The sequence below is a fragment of the Thermotoga sp. Mc24 genome (assembly GCF_000784835.1).
Classification (GTDB): domain Bacteria; phylum Thermotogota; class Thermotogae; order Thermotogales; family Thermotogaceae; genus Thermotoga.
The window spans coordinates 1-23,356 of record NZ_JSFH01000002.1 but is presented as its reverse complement, the minus strand read 5'-3'; the positions used below and the strand labels follow the sequence as shown (position 1 = coordinate 23,356).

Sequence of the window (23,356 nt, the reverse complement as noted above, 5' to 3'; positions counted from 1 at the left end):
CTATCACCACGCCTCTCCTGCGGGTTTAATACCAAGGAGTTTCAACTCGTATTCGTGGAGTCCCACACCCCTGAGGACTTCCCTGTTGCCTCTCAGTGACTCTATGGCGTTGATACCCATTCCACCGAGGATTTCTTTTATCTCATGAGCCCAGGCTCTCAGAAGGTTCGCGGCTCTTCTTGCGCCTATCTCTGGATTCAGTCTCTTTGTGAGTTTTGGATCCTGGGTGGCGATTCCCCAGTTACACTTTCCAAGGTAACACGTCTGACAGAGATGACAGCCGAGTGAAATGAGAGCGGCCGTTCCTATGTAAACCGCGTCCGCTCCGAGTGCGATCGCTTTGATCACATCGGCACTGTTTCTGATTCCACCCGCAACCACGATAGAGGCCATGTGCCTTATGCCTTCCTCTCTGAGCCTCTGATCAACAACGGCTACAGCGAATTCTATGGGAATTCCGACGTGATCTCTTGTTATCTTGGGAGCGGCTCCTGTACCACCCCTTATACCGTCTATCACTATGTAGTCCGCACCGGCTCTGACTGCACCGGCAGCGATTGGAGCCACGTTGTGGACTGCAGCGATCTTGACACCAACTGGTTTTTCGTATCTTGTGGCTTCCTTTATGGCGTAGATGAGCTGTCTCAGGTCTTCTATGGAGTAGATGTCGTGGTGCGGTGCGGGAGAGAGAGCATCGGTTCCAACGGGAATCATTCTGGTTTCCGATATGGGCTCGGTGACCTTTTCTCCCGGAAGGTGTCCACCGATACCCGGCTTTGCACCCTGCCCTATCTTTATCTCAACCGCAGATCCAGCGTTCAGATAATCTGCACTCACACCGAAGCGTCCGGATGCAACCTGAACGATCATGTTGTCCTTGAACTCTCTCAGTTCTTTCGGGAGTCCTCCTTCACCTGTGTTGAAGAAGGTTCCCACGGTCCTTGCAGCTCTTGCGAGTGAAAGGATTGCGTTCAAACTGATCGAACCGTAGGACATGGCGGTGAACATGACTGGAACTTCCAGTTTGAGCTGAGGAGCGATCTCTGTTTTGAGTTTCACTGTTCCATCCTCGTCTTCTTCAATTTCCAGTTTTTCTTCTTTTCTTCCGATGTACGTTCTGATTTCCATGGGTTCTCTGAGGGGGTCTATCGAAGGATTCGTCACCTGACTCGCGTTGAGCACTATGCGGTCGAAATAGCTGAAATAAGGTCGGTCGTTGCCCATGCTGGTGAGAAGAACTCCTCCGGTTTCTGCCTGCTTCATGATGCCTATGAGATGCTCTGGAGTCCAGTGGGCAAGAGGTCTGATGTCGAAATCGTTCTTTCGAACCGTGATGGCCTCTGTTGGACAGATAGCCTCACAGAAGTGACATCCAACACACTTGGTGTTTTCTGTGTACACTCTGTTGGCGTTTTCATCGTAGAAATTCGCACCGTAGGAACAAACCCTCACACAGGCGAGACACCTTATACATTTATAATCATCGCGTTCCACAACAAATTCGGGGGGTACTTTTCTCTTAGCCATTTTCTCCCTCCAGTACCACCTGAGTTTTCCTGGCGGATTTCAGCACTCCAACGACGGGATCACCGGCTTTTGGAGCCCAGACCTCATCAGGTTCCGGACAAACAACTCTTATAGCGGACTCCTCGGAAGCGATGTATAGAAAGTCGTCTTTTGTAGCGGCGACGAGTGGTCTGAGCTTTATTCTGTCGTTCAGCCCCATCATCATGTTGTTGTTCGCAACGATAATGGCAAACGGTCCGTTCAAAAGTGCTCCTCCGTAGTTCATTCTCAAAGCGGTGTAGAGTTTTCTTTCCTCTTCTGGCATGAGGTCTATATCTTTCCAGAGAGGCGCTGCGAGGATCTTTGCCGTGAGCTGAGGACTGTAGCCGAACCGTCTCATGAAGAGATCCACCAGGTACGCCACCACTTCAGTGTCCGTCATGAGTGTACATTTGTAGCCGTACGCTTCCAAAAACCTTCTGTTTATACCGTAGGAAGATATTTCTCCGTTGTGAACGACCGTCCAGTCGAGAATACCGAACGGATGTGCTCCTCCCCACCATCCGACGGTGTTCGTGGGGAACCTGTTGTGCGCGGTCCAGATGTAACCCTTGTACTCGTCTATTCTGTAGAAATCAGCGATGTCTTCCGGGAATCCCACTCCTTTGAAAACACCCATGTTCTTTCCACTGGACATGACGAAGGCTCCGTTAATTTTTTCGTTTATGAACATGACAGTGCTGACGACAAAGTCCTCTTCGCTCATGTCTTCAGGAATGAATTTTGGCTTCAAAAAGTATCGCCAGAGGATGTGGACTTCCTTGATGTGGGGATTTTTCCTGGTGGGGATGGGTTCACTTTCGATGATTTCGTAGTGATCTTTTATGTATTCTTCGGCATTTTTCTTATCGAGATCGCTGTCGTAGAGCATGTGGAAACAGTAAAGATCTTTCAACTCCGGATATATTCCATACGCAGCGTATCCAGCCCCAAGCCCGTTTCCTCTTTCTCTCATGAGCGCCATGCTTTCCACGATCATGTTTCCACTGAATCTCTTTCCAGAGGTGTTCATTATCCCGGAGACTCCACAGGCGGATGGGACTTTGAAATCTTTATCTGGTATCAGACGGGGAAGGTCATAGGACAAGGCATTCACCTCCTGAAGGAGAAGAGCATGAATATAAAATCTTGTGTATAACATTTATACCATATGTGTTCTCTCAATCAAAGGACTGTATCAGTATTGTTTCGTTTGAGAAAAGTAAAAGTCTGTTATGAAACATCCGTGTAATTATTCCAGTTATGGCATAAAAATTAATTTAGTCTGTGGATAAAGAAAAAGGGGATGCATTGCATCCCCTTTCTGGCTGGGAGGGGAGGACTCGAACCTCCACCAGCGGATCCAGAGTCCGCCGTCCTACCGTTAGACGACCTCCCAACGGCCTTTCAAATTATACATCAAGAACAGGGATAGTTCAAGGGGTGGTGTTTCACGTTTTTTTCACGTTCAAACTGATAGAATTTGATCAAGGTCAAAAATCGGGGTGATGAACGTGAGAGTTCTTGTGGTAGAAGACGAAAGAGATCTCGCCGATCTGATAGCCGAGGCTTTAAAGAAAGAAATGTTCACCGTCGATGTTTGTTACGATGGAGAAGAGGGTATGTACATGGCTCTGAACGAACCTTTCGATGTTGTGATTCTTGATATAATGCTTCCCGTCCACGATGGGTGGGAGATCCTGAAGTCTATGAGGGAAAACGGAGTGAACACTCCTGTTTTGATGCTCACAGCTCTTTCAGATGTAGAGTACCGTGTGAAGGGTCTCAACATGGGGGCGGACGATTACCTTCCCAAACCTTTCGATCTCAGAGAGCTCATAGCCAGGGTGAGAGCTCTCATCAGAAGAAAAAGCGAAAGCAAAAGCACAAAACTCGTGTGCGGTGACTTGATTTTGGATACAGCCACTAAAAAGGCATACAGGGGCGGTAAAGAAATAGATTTGACAAAGAAGGAGTACCAAATTTTGGAATACCTTGTGATGAACAAAAACAGAGTTGTCACAAAGGAGGAGCTCCAGGAACACCTGTGGAGCTTCGATGATGAAGTTTTCTCCGATGTTTTGAGAAGTCATATAAAGAATTTGAGGAAGAAAGTGGACAAAGGGTTTAAAAGGAAAATAATTCACACGGTGAGAGGTATCGGTTATGTTGCCCGTGACGAATGAGAAGAAGGCCTTCAGAAAAACACAGCTCATCTGGACGGCCGTGTTCACACTCTCTATAGTTCTCATAGTGGCCATCACGGTGGGCGCTGTTTTTATTGTAGAAAAGAGAAGAATAACCACCCAATTCGATGGTGAGCTGAGGAGAACAGCGGATCTCATCGAAAGAAGACTGAGAGCGCCTGGAATGATGGGCATGCTCCGTACGTTTAGAGGAGTGGATCCTCTCTTTGTTCCACGTGGTGAAGCGTTCCAGTTCCTGTTTCCCTCGGGAGAGGTCTTTCTGGAGGTGGGAGAACAGATAGGAACTCCCGAAACTCCCGTGGAAGAGGGGTTTTCCACGGAAGGGAACTACAGGATTTTCACCAAAAAGATAGATCTGGGAGACACCACAATATTCCTGAGGGTGGGAAAGGACATCTCCGATCTCATAGAGCGAAGCAGAAGACTTCTTTCCATGTATTTGCTCGTGATTCTGTTTTCTGCGGGGGGAGCCGCTGTATTCGGATATTTCGTGTCCAGCCTGGCTCTGCTTCCCGTGAGGAATGCCTACAACAGCCTGAAAAGATTCTCGATGGACGCCTCCCATGAACTGAAAACGCCTCTCTCTGTTCTGAGAACAAGTCTCGATGTTTTGAAGTATCGAGAAGATTTACCAGATGATGTGAAAAACAAACTTGGCATAATGGAAAAGAACGTCGAGAAGATGAGTAAACAAATAAATCAGCTGCTTCTTCTCGTGAAAAGCGAAAGTTCTTTCAACGGTGTTGTGAAAGAGAGAATAAACCTCAAGGAGTTTCTCCAGCAGATCGTGAATGAATTCAAACCGAAAGCAGAATCAAAGGGTTTGGTGCTGGAAATAGATTGCCCAGAAGATCTATTTTTAGAAACCGAGAAAGATACCTTGAGGGTGATACTGGAGAATCTGATCGATAACGCTGTGAAGTTCACAGAGAAAGGGAAAGTGATCGTCGGTGCAAGAAAGGAAGGTAGATTAACCATCTACGTTCAGGACACAGGACCTGGAATTCCGAAAAAAGAACAGAAGAGAATCTTTGAGAGATTCTACAGAATATCCAGAAACACAGAGGGTTCTGGACTTGGCCTTTCCATAGTCAAAGAACTCGCTTCCAGATTGAAAGCGAAGGTAATTCTTGAAAGCGAAGAAGGAAAAGGTAGCACCTTCAAACTCGTTTTTTGAGGGTGTTGTAACAATCCCTGCAGACCGCAATGTATTTCTCCTGTCCCCCAACGTCTATTTCTTCTTCGCCTCCTGCTACTTTTAATGTGAGAGTAGCGTTGTACTCACCACATCGGTGACAGACTGCCTTCTTTTTGATCACGGTGTCGGCGAGGCTGAGAAGCAGAGCGGTTGTTTCAAAGGGATTTTGCTTGTGTGTGAGATCGAGTCCCGCACAGAAAACATCTATTCCTCTGTCAAGGAGGTCTTTCACCACTTCAAACAAACCGGGGCTGAAGAACTGCACCTCATCTATGAAAACTCCCCGGGTGTCTTCTTCGATGTACTTTCGCATTTCTTCAGGACGTTCTATCACGTGTGCTTCAACACCGTTTCCAGAATGAGAGACGATCATGGTGGAGTGATATCTGCTGTCGATTTTTGGTTTAAAAACAGCGACTTTTTTCTTTCCCAGTTTGTATATCTCCACAAAGGAGAGAAGCTCGGTTGTCTTTCCGGAGTACATGGGACCCGTGATTACGGTCAATTTTCCCGACATGTCGATCCCTCCCCGACGATTATACAACCCGGAGTGTTAACAATCTTCCCAGTCAAACTGAAACATTCTCATAATTGACAGCGGTTTTTTGAATTGATAGTATTGAGACATATAAAATCCTCCAGAAATTTATTCCCGGAAATTAGTAATAAATATCCAATCCAACATGGGGTTTGTACCCTCAAGAAAACGAACCCCATGGTGTTTGTTTTTTGTTTTTCAAGAATATTGTTTATTTGTATCATATTGATAGAGAATTAATCTTAAAAGAGTCAACAAACATATTTACCAAAAGGAGGTGTTTTTATGCGAAAGAGAGTTTTTTCCTTGTTGCTAGTTCTTGCTTTTCTTTCTGTGGGTTTCGCCCAGAACGGTGTCACAGATGTCGGCTGGTCACTCGACATGGTCTGGATCCTCATTTCCGCAGCGCTGGTCTTCTTCATGCAGGCGGGTTTTGCCATGGTAGAGTCCGGTTTCACCCGCGCAAAGAACACGGTGAATGTGCTCATGAAAAACCTCATGGATTTTGCGATCGGATCTGTGGTCTTCTTCATCTTCGGTTACTGGATTATGTTCGGGAAACATCCTCTCACCTTTGATCCCTCCACAAAAGAAGGTCTCTGGGATTTTGCCATGTGGATGTTTCAGATGGCTTTCGCAGGTACGGCCGCGACGATTGTGTCCGGAGCGATGGCAGAGCGCACTAAGTTTTCCGCGTACCTCGCTTACACAGGTTTCATAACAGGAATCATCTATTCGGTTGTTGGAAGGTGGATCTGGGGAGGAGGATGGCTTGCACAGAAAGGTTTTATCGATTTTGCAGGTTCCACAGTTGTTCATTCTGTTGGTGGATGGGCTGCCATGATAGGTGCGGCTCTTCTTGGGCCCAGGTTTGGAAAGTACGACAGTCAGGGGAATCCCATGCCTATTCCAGGGCACAACATTCCTCTTGCTGCTCTCGGAACCTTCATCCTCTGGTTTGGATGGTTCGGGTTCAATGGAGGGAGTACCCTTGCCGGAACGAACGGTGCGATAGGGATGATCATATTGAACACCAACCTCGCTGCCGCCACTGGAGCACTTGCCGCGATGTTCACCGTATGGGCAAAATATGGAAAGCCGGATGCGAGTATGACGATGAACGGTGCTCTTGCTGGCCTTGTTGCCATCACCGCACCGTGTGCTGTGGTGTCTCCTGTGAGTTCTTTGATCATAGGAGCGATCGGAGGGGTGCTCGTAGTGTTTGCGGTTGAGTTCTTCGACAAAGTTTTGAAAATCGACGATCCCGTTGGGGCCATATCCGTTCACGGTGTCAACGGTGCTTGGGGGACTCTCGCCGTGGGGCTCTTTGCGGAGAGCAAGTACGCTCTTGCAAGCGGGATGGGGGATGTGAACGGACTCTTCTTCGGAGGAGGAGTGCATCAACTTGGAGTTCAGTTTCTGGGGGTGGTCAGTGTGTTTGCCTGGACAGTAGTGACCAGTTTCCTTGTTTTCTGGTTCATCAAAAAGACAATTGGTTTGAGGGTGGACAGAGACATAGAGTTGAAGGGGCTGGATATAGAGGAGCACGGCATGGAAGGATACGCTGATTTTGAAATCTTCACCACAAGATGAAGGAGGTGACAGTATGAAACTGATCATAGCTGTTATACAACCCCACAAGTTACCGGATGTGAAAAAGGCACTTTTCGATGCTCAGATTTACAAGATGACTGTCATGAACGTTCTTGGATGTGGTCAACAGAAGGGATACACAGAAACGTATCGAGGTGAAGTAGAAGAGGTGAATCTTCTCAAAAAGGTGATGCTTCTCATAGCGGTCAATGAAGAATTCGTTGAACCAACTATCGAGGCGATTCAAAAAGGAGCAAGGACAGGAAACATAGGAGATGGGAAAATTTTTGTGCTGGATCTGCTGGATTGCATTAGGATCAGAACGGGAGAAAGAGGACGGGAGGCCATAGGATAAGGTTTCCTTTCGGGAGGAGAAACCTCCTCCCCTTTTTTCGGCCTCCCTTGAAACGACGTCTGGGATTGAAATTATACTACAGAAGGCGAGGGCACGTAAAGCCCTCGCTTTTGTTTGTGATACAATCTCATAAGGGTGAGTTTGTGAAAGACAGGCTGGAGGAATACCTGAACAATCTGAAAATAGAGAAGAAACCGGATAGTAGAGAATCCTGGGACTCCTACTTCATGAGGATTGCCAGGATGGTTAGTGAGCGATCGACCTGTGTTCACAGAAAAGTGGGAGCTGTGATTGTGAAAGATCACAGAATCCTCGCCACCGGATACAACCAGCCTCCCTCGAAATTTCCCCACTGCAACGAAATCGGATGTATCCGCGATGACCTTGAAATAAATTCTGGAGAACACCAGGAGATATGCTACGCGCTACACGCGGAGCAGAACGCATTGATGCAAGCGGCAAAGTTCGGTATAGCGGTCAACGGTGCTACCATATATGTCACGCACAAACCGTGTTCAATCTGTGCAAGACTCATAGTTAACGCTGGAATAAAGAGAGTCGTTTACGAGAAGGATTATCCTGATCCTCTGACAGATTTCTTCTTCAAGTTCACGGGAGTGGAAAGTGTTCGCTTTGTAGGTGATGAGATGTGAAGACGGAAAGACTCATTTCTTACCTCAGGCCGGGCAGGTGGCCGAGCGTCTGGTGCCCGGGTTGTGGGAACGGAATAGTCCTGAAAGCGTTCCTGGAAGCCGTGGATGACCTCGCACTTCCAAAAGAAAAAGTGGCTGTGGTGTCTGGAATCGGTTGTTCCTCGAGGGCTACAGGGTACCTCGATTTCAACACGTTGCACACCCTTCATGGAAGGGCAATCGCCTTCGCAACGGGAGTGAAGCTGGCAAAGCCGGATTTCGAAGTGGTTGTGATGGGAGGAGACGGAGACATTCTCTCGATAGGTGGGAACCATTTCATACACGCGTGTAGGAGGAACATAGATATAACCGTTGTCATTTTCAACAACATGATATACGGCATGACAGGTGGCCAGGTTTCTTCAACGACTCCTCAGTATTATCAGACTTCGACAACTCCTCTTGGGGCCTTTGAAAAACCGTTCGACGCGGTGGAGATAGCTCTCTCCGCTGGAGCCACTTTCGTTGCGAGAAGTACCGTTTATCACTACGATCACCTGGTGAGAGTCCTAAAAAAGGCCCTTCAGCACCGGGGAATTTCTGTTGTTGACGTTCTAACGAACTGTCACACCTACTTTGGACGGTACAACGGCATGCCCGAACCTCATCAGATGATGGAATACTTCAAGAACAACACGTGTTTTCTGGAACGACCCGAAGAAGGTAAAATAAAGATAGGAATCTTCCGTGAGGAAGAAAAAGAAGACTTTCTGACTGTTTACAGGCGTTTGACCAGAAAAGAAGGTGCGATGGAATGACAGAGCCTGTTTCCATACGAATAGCGGGTATCAGCGGACAGGGAAACATACTGGCGGGTTTGATACTCGCGAAGGCTCTCGTTTATGAAGGTAAATGGGTTGTCCAAACGCAGTCTTACAGCGCTCAGGTGAGAGGAGATGTCAGTTACTGCGACGTGCTTTACGACGACTCACCGATAGACTATCCAGAGAGTGAATATTTCGACATTGTGTGTATTCTTCATCAGAAAGCGATGGACGAGCTTTACAAGTCGGTGAAAGTAAACGGTGTGGTCATTCTCGATCAAACTTTTGTGAAGAACGTTCCTGACTTCGTAAAGAGAATAACCCGAAAGATTCTGTTTGTACCCGCTACAGAAAGGGCCATTTCAGAATTCAAGACGGCTATGGTTTCTAACGTCATAATGGTGGGGGTACTTGCCAAAGTTTGTAACATAGTGAAGCTCGATTCTTTGAAAAGAGCACTGAAAGATCACGTGAGGAGGCCTCTGTGGGACATAAACCTGAAGGCTTTGGAGTTCGGCTACAACATGTTCGAAAAACAGTTCAAGATAAAAACAGAGAGGGTGTGGAAGAGGCTTGCAGCGGGATTCGAATAATATTTTGAAATCCTTCAAAAACGCCTTTGAAGGAATAGAAAATGCCTTAAAACTGGAAAGAAATCTCAAAATACATTTCTTCATAGGGATCGTTGTGGCTATTTTTTCTCTCTTTTTGCCGTTGAGTGCGAATGATCTTTTGTGGATATACTTTGCCATATTCTCTGTCATTGGAGCGGAGCTTCTCAACACGGTGGTGGAAAAATTTCTCGATCTTTTCTTCAAGGAGTACAGTGAATCGGTAAAGCTCGTGAAAGATATAGCGGCCGGTGTGGTTCTCTGGTATTCACTTTTTTCAGTGGTTGTGGGTATTTTGATACTGGGAAAAGCTCTTTTCTCCTGGGAACCTTCGTTTGCCAAGTTCTTCGTTTCTGGTGTTTTGATATTCTTTCCTGTAATCTCTTTTTCCATGAGGAGGTACAGAAATGACAGACAGGGTGATAAGAGTACTGGTGGTAGATGACTCGGCGTTCATGAGGATGGTACTCAAAGATATCATAGATTCTCAGCCAGACATGAAGGTAGTGGGATTCGCTAAAGACGGTTTGGAAGCCGTTGAAAAGGCTGTAGAACTCAAACCAGACGTCATAACCATGGACATCGAAATGCCGAATCTGAACGGAATTGAAGCGCTGAAACTCATCATGAAAAAAGTCCCCACACGAGTCATCATGGTGAGCAGTTTGACGGAAGAAGGCGCGGCGATCACAATAGAAGCTCTCAGAAACGGTGCGGTGGATTTCATCACCAAGCCGCACGGTTCGGTTTCTCTCACTTTCAGACAAGTTGCCCCGGAACTTCTGGAAAAGATCAGACAGGCGATGAACGTGGATCCACGCACTCTCCTCTTTAAGCCGAAGGTTTCACGGCTCACCATAACCAAACCAGCTGTAAGTGGGAAAATCGTGGTTATAGGTTCCTCAACCGGAGGGCCCAGATCGCTCGACATGATCATCCCAAACCTTCCGAAAAACTTCCCAGCTCCAATAGTGGTGGTCCAGCACATGCCTCCTGGTTTCACAAAATCGCTCGCAATGAGGCTGGACAGCACCTCTGAACTCACAGTGAAGGAGGCCGAAGACGGAGAAGAGGTCAAGCCCGGTTTTGTTTATATCGCTCCCGGGGACTTCCATCTTGGTTTGAAAGCCCAGAACGGCAAGGTTTTTTTCTTCCTGGACAAGTCTGATAAAATAAACAACGTGAGGCCATCGGTGGATTTCACCCTGGACAAAGCAGCGGAGATATACAAATCCAAAACGATAGCTGTAATTCTCACGGGTATGGGCAAAGATGGCACCAAGGGAGCATTCAAGGTCAAGTTTTACGGTGGAACGGTAATAGCCGAAGATAAAGAAACATGTGTCGTCTTTGGAATGCCCAAGTCGGTGATCGAAGAAGGTTACTCTGATTACGTTCTTCCGGCCTATAAAATACCTGAGAAGCTGATAGAACTCGTATGAAAGGATGGGGAGGATGAAGAGAGGCTTCTTTTTGCTTTTTCTTGTTGTCTTTTTCGTACACGGATTCTCATCCTACTTCCTGATTCATTACAAGGTCCAGAAGAACGACACCCTTTACAGTATATCCCTCAACTTTGGGATTTCCCCCTCTCTTCTTCTTGACTGGAATCCCGGACTCGACCCTCACAATCTCAGAGTGGGGCAGGAGATCGTGATTCCTCAGCCGCCTGGCTACCTCTACACAGTAAAAAAAGGAGACACCCTCGATACTATTGCAAAAAGGTTCTTCACAACCGCTACTTTCATAAAGGAAGCGAATCAGCTCAAGTCTTACACCATATATGCGGGACAGAAGCTGTTCATACCTGAAAGTATCATTGGAAAGGCGTTCAACGATGAGAAATTCTTCATCTGGCCTGTTTATGGTGTCATTTCCTCCGGTTTTGGCTGGAGGATTCACCCCATAACCGGGAAATATTCCTTTCACTCAGGAATTGATATATCGGCACCTGAGGGTACACCCATATTCGCTGCTGAAAGCGGAGTGGTGGAGTTCGCCGGGGAAAACGGCGGGTACGGTCTCATGATAAAAATAAAATCTGCTTCTTACGAACACATATACGGGCATCTTTCCCAAATAGATGTATACGAGGGTCAGTACGTAAAGAAAGGTCAGATAATAGGAAGGGTTGGAAACACCGGTTTGAGTACAGGGCCTCACCTTCATTTCGAGGTTAGAGTGAATGAGAAAGCCGTGAATCCGATCAATTACCTGCCAAACCAGATCTGGGTGTTGAAAAAAGAACTCATAGGAACCGGTGGAGAATGAAGATCCTGGTAAGCGCGTGCCTTCTGGGACTTCCCACAAGATACGACGGACGTTCAGCAGCAGATGAAAGAGTTCTTTCGCTGCTGGAAAGGCACGATCTGATACCTGTCTGTCCCGAGCAACTTGGTGGTCTTCCAACTCCAAGGCCCCGGTGTGAGATTTATGGAGGCTGCGGATGGACCGGGAAGGAAAGAGTTCTCGATGAGTTTGGAAGCGACAGAACTGAGAATTTTTTGAAAGGCGCGGAAACCACCCTCAAGGTTGCTCGCCTTCTGAAAGTAGACCTCGCCATTCTGAAATCTAAAAGTCCCTCCTGTGGAAAAAAATTCGTCTACGATGGAAGTTTTTCCGGAAGATTGGTTCCGGGAAAGGGAGTTACCGCTTTCGTTCTGGAAAGAAACGGTGTGGAGGTACTGGACGAAACAGAAATACCAGGTGATTTGTAGAACTGGGATTTGTCAAAGAAATTGGAGTAGATAAACTCCATGGACAGATTCGCTGATGAGTATGCGGACTCCCTCAACCTTCTGAGAAGGCGTCTGATTCTTGCAGCAGACAACAACAAGACTAAAAAAAGAAGAAAGGTCAAGTGAGGTTTTTTCTCATCCTTCCGTACCTGTCTGCTGCTTTTAGGGCGAAAAACACATCTTTTGATGTCAAAGGTTGGGGTTCGTTGTGTATTGTTTCATTCTTGTCACAGGCTTTCTCAGCCACTTTCATCAGATCCTCGTCCGAAACACCATCAAGTCCTATCTCTGCCAGAGTAGTAGGTAATCCCACTTCTTCACAGAAAGAGTAGACCTCTTCGATCATCTTTCTGGGTTTGTCAGTCAAAAACAGTGATGCGAGAACTCCTATGGCCACTTTTTCCCCGTGTAAATACTTGTGGGTATTTTCCAGAACGGTGAGACCGTTGTGAATAGCATGTGCAGCTGCCAGTCCTCCACTTTCGAATCCTAGACCACTCAGCAGCGTGTTTGCCTCAACGATTTTTTCAAGGGCAGGTGTGACAGACTTTTCCTCCACCGACCTTTTTGCGAGTACACCGTATTCTAGAAGTGTCTCATAGCAAAGTCTTGCGAGTGCGTAGGCTGTCATCGAACCTAGTCTTCCCGTCATATTTGGAGCGTATTTCTGTTTACAAGATTCTGCCTCAAACCACGTGGCAAGGGCATCTCCCATTCCAGCCACGAGAAATCTCGTGGGGGCTTTCGCCACAATCTCCGTGTCTACCAGAACGACATCTGGATTCTTTGGCAAAAACAGGTATCTTTTGAACTCCCCGTTTGGTGTGTAAATCACGGAAAGGGCGCTGCATGGAGCATCTGTAGAAGCAATAGTTGGAACAATCACAACAGGCTTTTTCAATTTATAGGCGACCACTTTAGCGGTATCGAGTGTTTTTCCACCACCTATACCCACCACCACGTCTGTTTCTTCCTCAACAAGACCTGAAAGTCTCTCTATCTCTTCATCTGAGCACTCTCCACCAAAGGTCTGTTTGTTTACCCTGACTTTTGTGAAAGAGCTGAAGAAGTTTCCCCCTAGCACGTTTTTGTCCACAAAATCATCAATCACCACGAATGCCTTTTCTCCAAAACGAGAAAGTTCTTCTTCTAGAATATTGATAGCACCTGTCCCCTGAACATATCTACCTGGAAATATGGTGGTTGTTATCATGATTATCACCTCCTACCGTTATTATCAACTTTAATTGTTAAATTTTTCACGAAGTATAGAAAAATTTTTATTAAGACTTGCAAAAAAGGCTCCATTTTTTACAAGGACGTGACAAAAATGCTTCGAACCTACAATTCAGAATCTATCCTAACCAGATTCGTGTACAACTTCTTTCTGAGCTATGCCACGGCTTGAATGTTAGAGAATGGACGTGAAGTGCATGTGGAACGCATCACGATAGGGACAGGAACCGTCCGAGTTCATGCCCGTGGAACGTACTCTGGCGGCAGAACCCGAAAAGAGGCTACGATCTATCACGGGTCGAAGCGGAGAGCCTTGCCTCCTATGGAACAGGGTAGCTGACAATATCAACTGAATATTCTCTCTAAGATGACAGCCCAGACAGGAAGAGTGAAGATGGCAAAGAAAGTGGTGAGAGTAACACCGTAACCCACTGTTTCACTGTCTCCACCGAGGGCAGAAGTGAGAACCACTGCGTTCACAGCAGCAGGCATCGCGGTTTCCAGCACGAAAACCTTGGCTGTGAGTCCTTCAAGACCGTAAATCAGAGCGAAAACCAGTGCAATGAGGGGGGCAAGGAAGAGCTTATTCACAACGATGATCCCGCCAATCTTCGAAAGATGTCTTCCCAGTTTCAGTTTGGAAACAGACAATCCCACGTAAAGAAGAAGGTACGGTATGGCAGATTGCTTCAACATCAAAATAGCATTTACAAGCCATTCGGGAAGTTCTCGAAAACTCCAGCCCAATTTTCCGGTTAGAAATCCTGCAATCAGAGCGTACACGTAAGGAAGTCTGAACAGATTTTTAATGTTCACTTTCTCACCAAGGAACATGGGAAGAACTGCGGAGAACATGATGATGTTCAGGGTGGCGTAAACCACTCCGAGAGAAAGTGCTTCTTCTCCCCACAAAGAAAGAAGGATAGGATATCCCAAATAGCCAACGTTTGCGGTAACTGCGGTGACGTGAATCACTTCTTTTTTCTCCTTGAAGAGTCTGGAATAAAGATAGAAGATAACAAAAATAATAGCCACTCCAAGTCCGAATTCTCCAAGAGTTGAAAAACTGGGAGTGTATTCGTTTATAAAGGTAAACGTTACCGTTGGAACCATGACCCAGATTGCAACTTTTGAAGCAAGACCCATTGTTTCTTCAGAAAAAACTTTCCCCAAAGTGTAGCCGATGAGGATTATGAGAAAAGAAGGAATTATCGCCGAGAACGTCGTATAGAGCATTTTTTTCCTCCTTCAAATCCTAACGATTTGCCCTGTATCTGCTGAAAGTCTTGCTTTCAATGCGATCTCGGTGGTGAGAATAGAGTCTTCCGGGGTTACCATGCACTTTCCTTGACCACGAATTTCCCTCAAGAAATCTTCGAAAATCTGCCCTTTTTCAACGAGTGGTACTTCTCTGTGTCCTTTCTCGTCCGTGAGAAACACTCTTTCATTAATGACCTCGACGATTCCCTTGGTCCCCACTATTCTCATTCTGTCGTCGTCGTGGGTAGGGGCACCCTGGGGTCTGAGATAATCTATGGAAAGGGATGCGAAAACTTCGTCTTCCAATGTGAAGTGGCAGAGTGCCGTCGTTTCGAGTTCTCCATGGCCTGAATTGTGAAGACGTGAGTGGGTAGCGTAAACGGAGAGAAATTTTTTTCCGGTGATCCAGTGGATCCAGTCAATCGCGTGTATTCCAACCCAGGGAATGGTCCCTCCGTATGTTTCCCTCTTTTTGTAAAAATCTGGTCTTTGTCCGAGTTTGTATGACTTCTGTGTGTTCACGAGTCTGATTTCACCCACAGCACCTTCACTGACAAGTTTTTTGGCGGTGAGAAAATGTGGCCGGTATCTGATACCAAACATGGCTGTGAAGAAAACCTCGTTCCTCACCTTCTGATAGACAGACCTGATCTTTTCCAGATCTTCGAAGGTGGTAGCTATGGGTTTCTCTACGAAGGCATGGATTTTTCTCTCTAAAGCTTCTAGCAGGATCTTTCCGTTCAGAGAAAAAACGGTATTTATAACCAGAATATCGGGTTTTTCTTTTTCTAACATTTCCCACCAGTTGTTGTATTTCTTCGGTTTTATGTTCATTTCAGATATAGCTTTTTCCAGCTTTGACAAATCTTCTTCTGGTACCCCTGGTGCGATTCCGGTAACGGAACACTCCTCGTCGAGTCCTTCTAAAGCATATCTGAAATGACCAGAGGAGCCAATTACGCATATCTTCAGCATGTTATCTCCCCTTCGAGCCCCTCGAAGTTTTCAAGCTTTACTTCTTCACCACGCTTCGCCCACGGTAGATTCAGTTCAGAAAAGATTTTTTCCTCCTCGTAGGCTCTCTCCATGGCCTCTTTTAATCCTTCTACCCAAATCAGAGGAGGTTCTCCCTCTACTCTTTTCAGTTCTGTTGGAAAATCCTGGATTTCTTTCATGGAAACGTGTGCTTCATTTATAGCAATTGTGTGGGCCATGGCCGATTCAAGGGTACAGATGAATTCCTTTTGCCCCCTCACTGCATCTACCACAACCCAGAGTTTTCTCATACTACCGTGATCTGTTGGACCGTAAATCTCTTTTCTGCCATCTTCATAAACAACGAGAAGATTCTCTTCACTTTCAGGATATTCCGGGTAATTACATATGACCCGGGCCTTTTCAAATCTGTATTCAAAAACAGGTCCTTTACGTTCTTTTACAGCGTGTGTTGCGAAGAAAAGAACGGGTATCTTTCTCACAGTCATTTTCAAAGCACAGGTGTCGAAACTTTCTATGTCGTTGGCTCTGTAGAGCTCCGCAACTATACTTTCAGGATACGCACTTTCTTCCATTTTTTCACCCAGCAAGAAAAGCATGTTGTGCAGAAAGTGTGCTGTAGCGTTTCCCGCCACACTGTCTAAAACCCATCGATTGTTCACCTTCAATTTTCCTGCCCAGGAGTTTCTTCTGTAATAAGCCGTATCTCTTGGCCAGAGGACAAGAGTTTTAAAAAGAACCGGCTTTCCAAATTTTCCAGCGAGAATATCCTCCTTGAGCTTGAGAACCGCAGGATTATAGGACCACTGATAACCTATCGCTACGATCTTTCCGTATTTTTCTCTGCATTCGATCATCTTTTTTACTTCCTTTACAGTAGCTGCAGCGGGTTTTTCACAGAGCACGTGACTTCCGTTTCTGACTGCCGTACAGGTTTGCTCGCAGTGATAATGGATAGGAGAAGAAATGATAGCAAGATCTGCTGTATGGTGAGAGTAAAATTCTTCGAGTGTGTTGTACATAGGAACGTTTAACGAACGGAGTTCATCATAGAACCTGCTGTTCTGTGGATACGGATCTACCACACCAGATATTCGAACACCTTTTTCTCTTCCTTCTCTCAGTATGTACTCTACATATTTGTTACCGTAACCCCCGATGCCTACGAGAACCACAGAGACTTCTTTCATGAGTTGTTGCCTCCTTCTCATCTGAGAACTTCTCTCCTCATGAAGCTATTCCATACCGTTTCGAACCAGGTATCTTCCCTTGGAATTTCCTTCACAGGATCCCAGAAAAATTCACACCTGTTTTCTTTGCAACGAACTCTCTGAATTTTCTTGTTAAAAGATTCGCCAGCCAGGCTGTATCTGAACATCTCTGGTAGATTCGGGATGGGAAGTTCTCCGGTCGGATCGTGAACGATGTAAGAACCTCTACTCTTTCCACCCGATTCTATGTAATTTTCAACTGCTGAAAGATACACGTATTGTGTGAGAAGAACGTCGTAAAGTCTGAATGCGAAAGGAAGTTGTCTTATAGAGGAGAGTTCTACTTTTTCAATCAGATTATTGAAATCTCTGAGGGTCTCGTTTTTCCCTTTTCTCGCTTCTTCAAGAGATCTCACTATACCCATACTTCTCATGGAACGCTCGCTTATCTCTTTGAGAATGGATGACACATTGGATTTTCCAGTGATTCTTTTCACAAAACTTTCGCCCAGTTCAATTTTTTTGAGGATTTGATCTTTCGCCTCTTCCAGAATTTCCTCTTCGCACAGAGGATCACCAGAGTAGTTCTCTACTATGTACTGGGCGGCCCTCACTCCTCCCACCTGTCCAGAGTTCAGAGCGCTACCACCGGGTCTGTATACTCCATGGGATCCGTTCACTTCTCCCACCGGGAAGAAATGTTTCAGATTGCTTTCCCACCAAATGTTTCCATGAAGACCTCCGTTGTTATGCTGGGCGCAGACTCCGATTTCTAAGTATTCTTTTCTCAGATCTATTCCGTGCTGTAAATAGACTTCTATCGCGGGTCTGTTCATTTTTTCAAGCCTGTCTATGGGTCGACCGAAGAGAGCACCTGAATTTTTCAGGTATTCGTACGCTTCTTTTCCAAGAAGGGAGAAGTCCAGTTCCCCGTTTTTGCTTCCCCAGCTGGGGTTTCTTGTGAAATCCAACCAGACCCTTCTACCTTTGATTACTGTTTCGTAGAACACGAGGATATCTATCAGAGAGGAACCGTAGTTTTTTATCTTTCTCACATCGAACGGCCACTGGTAACCTTTCAGAAAAATGGCGTTCAGCATCGTGGAAGGATCCGGGAAGTACTCTTCAAGGAACTCTCTTTCATCGTTTCCATTTTCATCCGTAGAAACGTACCTCGGTATGACCTGTTGATAGGTACCAGACAGGTTCCATCTGAACTTTTTGGAAGCGATTCCAAACTGCCATTCCGTCAGATTCTTCCCCATAACCCCCGCTTCGAAAGCGATACCAGTGGCTCCAAAATGCACAGGAGGATAAACCGAGTGGAAATAGAACATTCCCGCAGGTCCACCGGTTGCATAGATTATGTTTTTCACGTTGAAGAGAACGTATCTCTTTTCCGGATCATAGAGGTTGTTCAGATCGAGCGCGATGAGACCAATTGTTTTTTCTTCGTTTCTGTCTGTTAAGATACCAATCGCCTGGTAACCTTCAAAGATCTTTATACCCTTTCTTCTGATCTCCTCCAGGAGTTTTTCGCACATGTAATAGGAAGTCAGAGGACCTGCAGAGGTAGCGCGCTGTTTGGGATCATGATCTGTCTTGTATCCAACGTACTCACCGTACCTCGAATGGGGAAAAGGAACCCCAAGTTCCACGAGCCTGAAAAACGCCCGGGCCGAAAGGGCAGCTTCAACGAGTGCGATGTCACCGTCCATACTTCCTCCGTTGAACAATGTTTCAGCAAGTTCATAAACGGAATCAGGTACATTACCTGCGAGCGTGAGCTTGTAGTATGTTTGCTTGTCAGAGCCAGTGTTTCTGGATGTTCCCCATTTCAGGTTGTCCGTTAAAAGTGCCACATCTTTCTGACCAAAAGAGAAAACCCTGTCTACCGCATTCAAACCCGCAGCACCAGAACCCACCACGATAGTATTGAGAGAGAAAATTCTCAGGGTGTGTTCGTTTAACTTAACAACCGACTCTCTCATGATTTCTTGTTCTCCTCCATCTTTCTGTATATGGGAAGGTACACTTCACTGTCTCTGACAACGCAACCACAGCTTTCTCCCGCGGCTTTCAGTTCTGCACATTTGTTACAGGTGATACAGACCTTCTTCGGATCGAGTTCCCCCTTTGTCAGTATGTCTTTTGGATAGTCTGGATAAGCGAATGTCATTCTTCCAAAACCCACAAGGTCGCACCAGCTGTTCTTCAGCATACCGGCTGCAACGTAGGGTGCGAACTGTCTGAACCAGGTGAAGCCGCTCGCAACAACGAGCGTTCTTGAAAGAGTTTCTTTGGCCAGTTTCGCCAGGTTCAGAAGTCTCATGGCTCCAACGATGGGATGCTCAGGGGGATTGTACTTTCCCATTTCATCATACGGTCTGTTTATATGAGGTTTCAGATACGGTGTGGAAGCGGTCACGTTGATTATTTTCACACCGAGTTCTTCCAGTTCTTTCAGAAGTCTTCCAGGTTCTGTGAAATCGAGTGTTCCTTCTTCTGTCGATCCCCATCCGTATGGGTAAGGAATGAAGTCAGAAAGGTTCAATCGCACGGTAATATCTATTTCGACTTCCTCTCTAACGAGTCTTACGATGTCTTTCAGAAGTTTTGTTCTGTTTTCGTAGGAACCCCCATATTTTCCCTCGCGTGTGTGTGCTGCAAGTAGTTCGGAAAGAAGGTATCTGTGACACGCTTTGATATCAACCGCATCGAATCCAGCTATTTTTGCGAATTTTGCAGCTCTCAGGTACTGTTCTTTCAAGCTGTCCAGTTCTTCATCGGACATGAGGGGGAAATCTTCTGTTATACCGTATTTTTCATCCAAGAATTTATCGTGGAAGAGAATCTTTCTGTTCTTTCCAAATCTTCCAGGATGGGTAAGCTGGGCTACAACGTACGGTTCAAAGTTGTTTGTTTTCAAGGAAGCACTTTTTATCTCTGCAACAAAGCTTCTGAAAGAGTTCACAGTTTCTTCTGTTAACATTAGTTGTCTGTCGTTTCCCCTCGCTTCCCTAGAAATGGCGATGGCTTCCACCCATATCACACCAGCTCCACCTTCGGCGAGTCTTCTGTAACGTCTCAGTGTGAGGGGACCAGGGGTTCCATCGAGCTGTGCGTCGTTTCCTTCCATGGGTTGATCAACGAACCTGTTCGGTATTGTCTTTAAACCAAGATCAACAGGATCTCTGAAAACATCGAAATCATCCAACAGTGGAAGATCCATTCCCAACGTAATAGCTTCCCAGCGCATCTCTTCGAGTGTTCTGTATTTGAACCTTTTTTTCACTCAGATTCACCTCATATTTTAAGTTTCTTATCATAATTCGAAAAACTTTCAGAAAAAAACGCACAGCTATTTTCGTGAGAAAGAACTTTTGCTTTTTAAGACAATAACTGGCTTAGTTTAACTGTTTACTATCTTTTTTTCTTTTAAAACTCATTCAACAAAGTAACAGTGCGAATATCCACAAATTCTGGTATTTCAGGAGGAGTTCTGACGCTGACTATACGACCACAAATAACCGCTACGTGTTCTGGAACAAATTCTACTCCCATAATTTCGATAGGGTCCTTACAGGCAAACCACCCAGTAAGCTTTTTACCTGCTACTATATCAGCTACCGCCAGAGCAATCAGACCATGACAAATAGTTGCTATTATTTTTCTAGGTACTTCATTACAGCTTTTATAAAGTCCACAACCTTATCTTTTTCATATAAAACGTCTCCAGACCAACCGCCTACAATAATGAGCGCATCATAATCATCGGACTTTGCCGTTGGGAATTCTCATGGCCTTTGCCTGGCTGCAGGAGGACAGGAGAAATTATTCTTGCCTCTTTAAAACCAAGTCCCACATTGAATGTATAACCCTGTTCGTCCAGTTGGTTCTATTGGTGCTTCGCTTCCAAAAAGAAAACGAGAAACTTTCCAGAGATGATTATTATCAAGAATGAATTGAAGCATGCCACCATATTCTCCGATGTAAACTGCTAGATAATATGCCTATCAATCTCTGAAATCACTTTCCACTATTATACTGATCTTTTTCCAGCAAGAGTACTATTGGGGTTCATTCTTCCTCCATATGGTCCCGACCAAAAAATTGTGTTGCCTTCCTTCTTAATACCTATGCCTAACTCAGACATTTTTTGGAGAAGATCACTGGTGTCAAGTATGTTTCTTCTTCTAATCACCATCACTCCACAGTCTTCTCAGTACATGAGCAACGAGTTTGGGTTGTCTGTCTCTTGTGAAAACACCTTTGTGGTTGAGAATGGGTCTTCTCACATTCTGAGGAGTCTTGAAATCTGCAAAGGCCCACACGTGCGTTCCAATGATGTAGTCTTTCTTCAAAAGAAGTCTGATCGTCTTTTCAACGAGCTCTGCTTGGTACTCTTCGGAGAACATCTGAGGTGGGTCGTAGTGGATGCCGGCTATAGCATCTGCGCCGAACTCTGTGACAAAGATAGGTTTTCTGTGCCTTGCATAGAGCTCTTCTATGTCTTTTTCCAGAGCTTGAAGTCCTTCTTCTATCCTTCCCTGATAGATGTACCAGCCGTAGTACCTGTTCACACAGACGATGTCGAAATACTTCAGCGCCACGTCTCTTGTCCTCTCGTCTGGTGCGTCCATCATGCTCACCATGACCACGGGACGTGTTCGATCCATCTCTTTGGCAGTCTCATAAAGGGCTTTGAAGAAACTCTCCGCGTCTGGATGGTTGGACTCGGGTTCGTTCGCCACACTCCACATGATCACGCTGGGATGGTTCTTGTCTCTGTCGATCATTCTTCTTATGTTGTCTTCTGCTATCTTTTGGGTCTCTGGGTTGTAGTGATACCTTGTGATACCAACGTGCGGGGCTTCGTCTATCACGAGGATTCCGAGTCTGTCGGCAAGATCCAGCCACTCTTCACTGTAAGGATAGTGAGAGGTCCTGAAAGAATTCGCGTTGATCCACTTCAGAAGGTTGAAGTCTTTTATCATCAGTGGATAGAAAGTACCCTGCCCCAGAACGGGGAATTCCTCGTGCTTTCCAAAGCCCTTCAGAAAGACGGGTTTCCCGTTCAGGTAGAGCTTTTTCTCGTCCCAGCTGATCGTTCTGATTCCGATGTCCAGAGTGTACTCGTCTCTTTCGAGTTCCACCTTGAGAGGATAAAGATACGGATCTTCGAGGCTCCAGAACCTGGCGTTTTCGAGGATGAACTCCTCTTCGACGAATCTGTCAGATGTTCTGACCTTTTTTTCTGCCTCTCCAAGTTTGATCGTCATCTCCTGTCCCACCGCTTCTTCTGAGACTTCTATCTTCACTTTCACTTTTCCAAGTTTCTTCTCTGGTTCAGATTCACTCGTGTCCACCCAGATGTCAAGTATCCTCGCGTGGTCTGTGAACTCTATCAGAACAGGTCTTATGATTCCTCCGTAGGGAAAGAAGTCGAAGTTTGCAGGTGGAAAGCTTCCAAAGAATCCCACGGTGTGCGTGCCACTGTCTGGAACCTTCGAGGGAAATCCTCCCACCTTTAACCTGTTCTCAACAACCACTCTGAGTTCGTTCTCTCCAGGTTTCACTTTCCCTGTCACATCTACTTCGAAGGGAAGGTATCCAATGTGATTCTCTCCCACTTTCTCTCCGTTTAGGAAGACATCGCAGTCTGTGTTCACGGCAGCAAAGTAAAGTCTGATGTGTTTTTTTGAAAGTTCCTCTGGAACGTAGAAGGTGGTTTTGTAGGTGAAGGGTCCTTTTTCGTAGCACAGATCCTGGTACTGCTCATTCCAGCTTCCAGGAACGGCGATGGGCCTTTCCTCCCCGTTCACTTCAAGGGACCAGATACCAATCAAGACTTGAATCTGTCTTCTTGCATTCCTCTGGCTTCTCAACATTTACATCCCTCCCAAACTTTGTTAATTATTTATACAACCAGCACTTCACCTGCACACCATCTACTTCAAAATATGGAGGAGGCTCCTTTCTGCATATATCCATGGCCTTTGGACATCTTCCTGCGAACTTGCAGCCCTGTCTCAGATACTCTGCCTGCTCTGTCTCGGACAGTTTTATCCTGATGTCCCACTTTTTCTTCGGATCCGGTTCTGGAACGGATTCCCTCAAAAGCTGGGTATATGGATGCTTTGGTTCCATGAGAACTTTCTCTGCAGGTCCCAGTTCCACTATGTTTCCTCTGAACATGACGGCGATTCTGTCAGAGACGTAGTAGGCCGTTGTGAGATCGTGGGTGATGTAGAGCACGCTCACACCGTACTGTTCTTTGAGATCCTTGAAGAGGTTCACGATCGACATTCTCAAAGAAGCGTCGACCATCGAGACGGGTTCGTCTGCGACAAGAAGAGAAGGATTCGTGAGAAGCGCCCTTGCGATGGAAATTCTTTGAAGCTGACCTCCC

Annotated in this window: 23 protein-coding genes and 1 tRNA gene; 11 read left to right on the top strand and 13 right to left on the bottom strand. The window is 46.0% G+C overall.

Translation table 11 applies throughout. The annotated features are described in order from the left end of the window. Window positions 1-3 precede the first annotated feature (3 nt). The 3 genes from MC24_RS00125 to MC24_RS00115 form a co-directional block, all read right to left on the bottom strand. Window positions 4-1,527 carry a glutamate synthase-related protein gene (locus MC24_RS00125; protein WP_004083229.1) on the bottom strand — a complete coding sequence of 508 codons (1,524 nt, stop codon included), beginning with the start codon at window positions 1,525-1,527 and terminating at the stop codon, window positions 4-6. Next, on the bottom strand, window positions 1,520-2,653 hold the full coding sequence (locus MC24_RS00120) for a class II glutamine amidotransferase (RefSeq protein WP_012895854.1): 1,134 nt from the start codon (window positions 2,651-2,653) through the stop codon (window positions 1,520-1,522). The genes MC24_RS00125 and MC24_RS00120 overlap by 8 nt, the downstream gene beginning before the upstream one ends. Window positions 2,654-2,870: 217 nt before the next feature. Next, window positions 2,871-2,944, bottom strand: a tRNA-Gln gene (locus MC24_RS00115). 115 nt (window positions 2,945-3,059) lie between these two features. On the opposite strand from MC24_RS00115, the gene MC24_RS00110 reads away from it, so the two are divergent. Next, complete coding sequence (locus MC24_RS00110) at window positions 3,060-3,731, top strand: response regulator transcription factor (protein WP_011943151.1); 672 nt, start codon at window positions 3,060-3,062, stop codon at window positions 3,729-3,731. Continuing rightward, window positions 3,712-4,929 carry a sensor histidine kinase gene (locus MC24_RS00105; RefSeq protein WP_038051451.1) on the top strand — a complete coding sequence of 406 codons (1,218 nt, stop codon included), beginning with the start codon at window positions 3,712-3,714 and terminating at the stop codon, window positions 4,927-4,929. Before MC24_RS00110 ends, MC24_RS00105 begins: the two co-directional genes overlap by 20 nt. Here the strand turns inward: MC24_RS00105 and MC24_RS00100 are convergent. Continuing rightward, window positions 4,913-5,467: a thymidine kinase gene (locus tag MC24_RS00100; protein ID WP_012310602.1), complete on the bottom strand. Its 555-nt coding sequence runs from the start codon at window positions 5,465-5,467 to the stop codon at window positions 4,913-4,915. The two genes, MC24_RS00105 and MC24_RS00100, sit on opposite strands and share 17 nt — an antisense overlap. Before the next feature lie 306 nt (window positions 5,468-5,773). Here MC24_RS00100 and MC24_RS00095 point away from each other — a divergent pair, with 306 nt between their 5' ends. The 9 genes from MC24_RS00095 (at window position 5,774) to MC24_RS00055 (ending at window position 12,220) form a co-directional block, all read left to right on the top strand. Next, entirely contained in the window at window positions 5,774-7,081 is a 1,308-nt protein-coding gene (locus MC24_RS00095; RefSeq protein WP_029683380.1) for an ammonium transporter, read from the top strand. Window positions 7,082-7,094: 13 nt separating this feature from the next. Beyond that, window positions 7,095-7,436, top strand: coding sequence for a P-II family nitrogen regulator (locus tag MC24_RS00090; protein WP_011943147.1), 342 nt, complete (start codon window positions 7,095-7,097; stop codon window positions 7,434-7,436). 143 nt (window positions 7,437-7,579) lie between these two features. Then, complete coding sequence (locus tag MC24_RS00085) at window positions 7,580-8,089, top strand: deoxycytidylate deaminase (RefSeq protein WP_004083243.1); 510 nt, start codon at window positions 7,580-7,582, stop codon at window positions 8,087-8,089. Next, complete coding sequence (locus MC24_RS00080; RefSeq protein ID WP_004083245.1) at window positions 8,086-8,886, top strand: 2-oxoacid:ferredoxin oxidoreductase subunit beta; 801 nt, start codon at window positions 8,086-8,088, stop codon at window positions 8,884-8,886. Before MC24_RS00085 ends, MC24_RS00080 begins: the two co-directional genes overlap by 4 nt. Then, a complete protein-coding gene (locus MC24_RS00075) occupies window positions 8,883-9,485 on the top strand; it encodes a 2-oxoacid:acceptor oxidoreductase family protein (RefSeq protein ID WP_004083247.1) in 603 nt (200 codons plus the stop codon). Before MC24_RS00080 ends, MC24_RS00075 begins: the two co-directional genes overlap by 4 nt. Next, a complete protein-coding gene (locus MC24_RS00070) occupies window positions 9,466-9,948 on the top strand; it encodes a diacylglycerol kinase family protein (RefSeq protein ID WP_011943146.1) in 483 nt (160 codons plus the stop codon). The genes MC24_RS00075 and MC24_RS00070 overlap by 20 nt, the downstream gene beginning before the upstream one ends. After that, window positions 9,911-10,945, top strand: a complete 1,035-nt coding sequence (locus MC24_RS00065; protein WP_008191974.1) for a protein-glutamate methylesterase/protein-glutamine glutaminase — start codon at window positions 9,911-9,913, stop codon at window positions 10,943-10,945. Before MC24_RS00070 ends, MC24_RS00065 begins: the two co-directional genes overlap by 38 nt. Before the next feature lie 13 nt (window positions 10,946-10,958). Continuing rightward, a complete protein-coding gene (locus MC24_RS00060; RefSeq protein ID WP_011943145.1) occupies window positions 10,959-11,774 on the top strand; it encodes a peptidoglycan DD-metalloendopeptidase family protein in 816 nt (271 codons plus the stop codon). Beyond that, a complete protein-coding gene (locus MC24_RS00055) occupies window positions 11,771-12,220 on the top strand; it encodes a DUF523 domain-containing protein (protein WP_008191986.1) in 450 nt (149 codons plus the stop codon). The genes MC24_RS00060 and MC24_RS00055 overlap by 4 nt, the downstream gene beginning before the upstream one ends. 139 nt (window positions 12,221-12,359) lie before the next feature. On the opposite strand, the gene MC24_RS00050 is transcribed toward MC24_RS00055, so the two are convergent. From MC24_RS00050 to MC24_RS00015, 9 genes are all read right to left on the bottom strand, one after another. After that, window positions 12,360-13,454, bottom strand: a complete 1,095-nt coding sequence (locus MC24_RS00050; RefSeq protein WP_038051448.1) for a glycerol dehydrogenase — start codon at window positions 13,452-13,454, stop codon at window positions 12,360-12,362. 368 nt (window positions 13,455-13,822) lie between these two features. Then, complete coding sequence (locus MC24_RS00045; protein WP_012310598.1) at window positions 13,823-14,713, bottom strand: AEC family transporter; 891 nt, start codon at window positions 14,711-14,713, stop codon at window positions 13,823-13,825. Window positions 14,714-14,725: 12 nt separating this feature from the next. Next, window positions 14,726-15,712 carry a Gfo/Idh/MocA family protein gene (locus MC24_RS00040; protein ID WP_038051447.1) on the bottom strand — a complete coding sequence of 329 codons (987 nt, stop codon included), beginning with the start codon at window positions 15,710-15,712 and terminating at the stop codon, window positions 14,726-14,728. Then, window positions 15,706-16,923, bottom strand: coding sequence for a Gfo/Idh/MocA family protein (locus MC24_RS00035; RefSeq protein ID WP_012310597.1), 1,218 nt, complete (start codon window positions 16,921-16,923; stop codon window positions 15,706-15,708). The genes MC24_RS00040 and MC24_RS00035 overlap by 7 nt, the downstream gene beginning before the upstream one ends. Window positions 16,924-16,940: 17 nt before the next feature. Next, window positions 16,941-18,935, bottom strand: coding sequence for an FAD-dependent oxidoreductase (locus MC24_RS00030; protein WP_038051444.1), 1,995 nt, complete (start codon window positions 18,933-18,935; stop codon window positions 16,941-16,943). Further along, window positions 18,932-20,239 carry an NADH:flavin oxidoreductase gene (locus MC24_RS00025; protein WP_038051441.1) on the bottom strand — a complete coding sequence of 436 codons (1,308 nt, stop codon included), beginning with the start codon at window positions 20,237-20,239 and terminating at the stop codon, window positions 18,932-18,934. The genes MC24_RS00030 and MC24_RS00025 overlap by 4 nt, the downstream gene beginning before the upstream one ends. A 143-nt stretch (window positions 20,240-20,382) precedes the next feature. Then, a complete protein-coding gene (locus MC24_RS10015) occupies window positions 20,383-20,610 on the bottom strand; it encodes a DJ-1/PfpI family protein (protein WP_416376430.1) in 228 nt (75 codons plus the stop codon). Window positions 20,611-21,140: 530 nt separating this feature from the next. Then, a complete protein-coding gene (locus MC24_RS00020; RefSeq protein WP_038051434.1) occupies window positions 21,141-22,835 on the bottom strand; it encodes a glycoside hydrolase family 2 protein in 1,695 nt (564 codons plus the stop codon). Between the two features lie 25 nt (window positions 22,836-22,860). Further along, the coding region (locus tag MC24_RS00015; protein ID WP_038051432.1) for an oligopeptide/dipeptide ABC transporter ATP-binding protein at window positions 22,861-23,356 on the bottom strand (496 nt) is incomplete at its 5' end.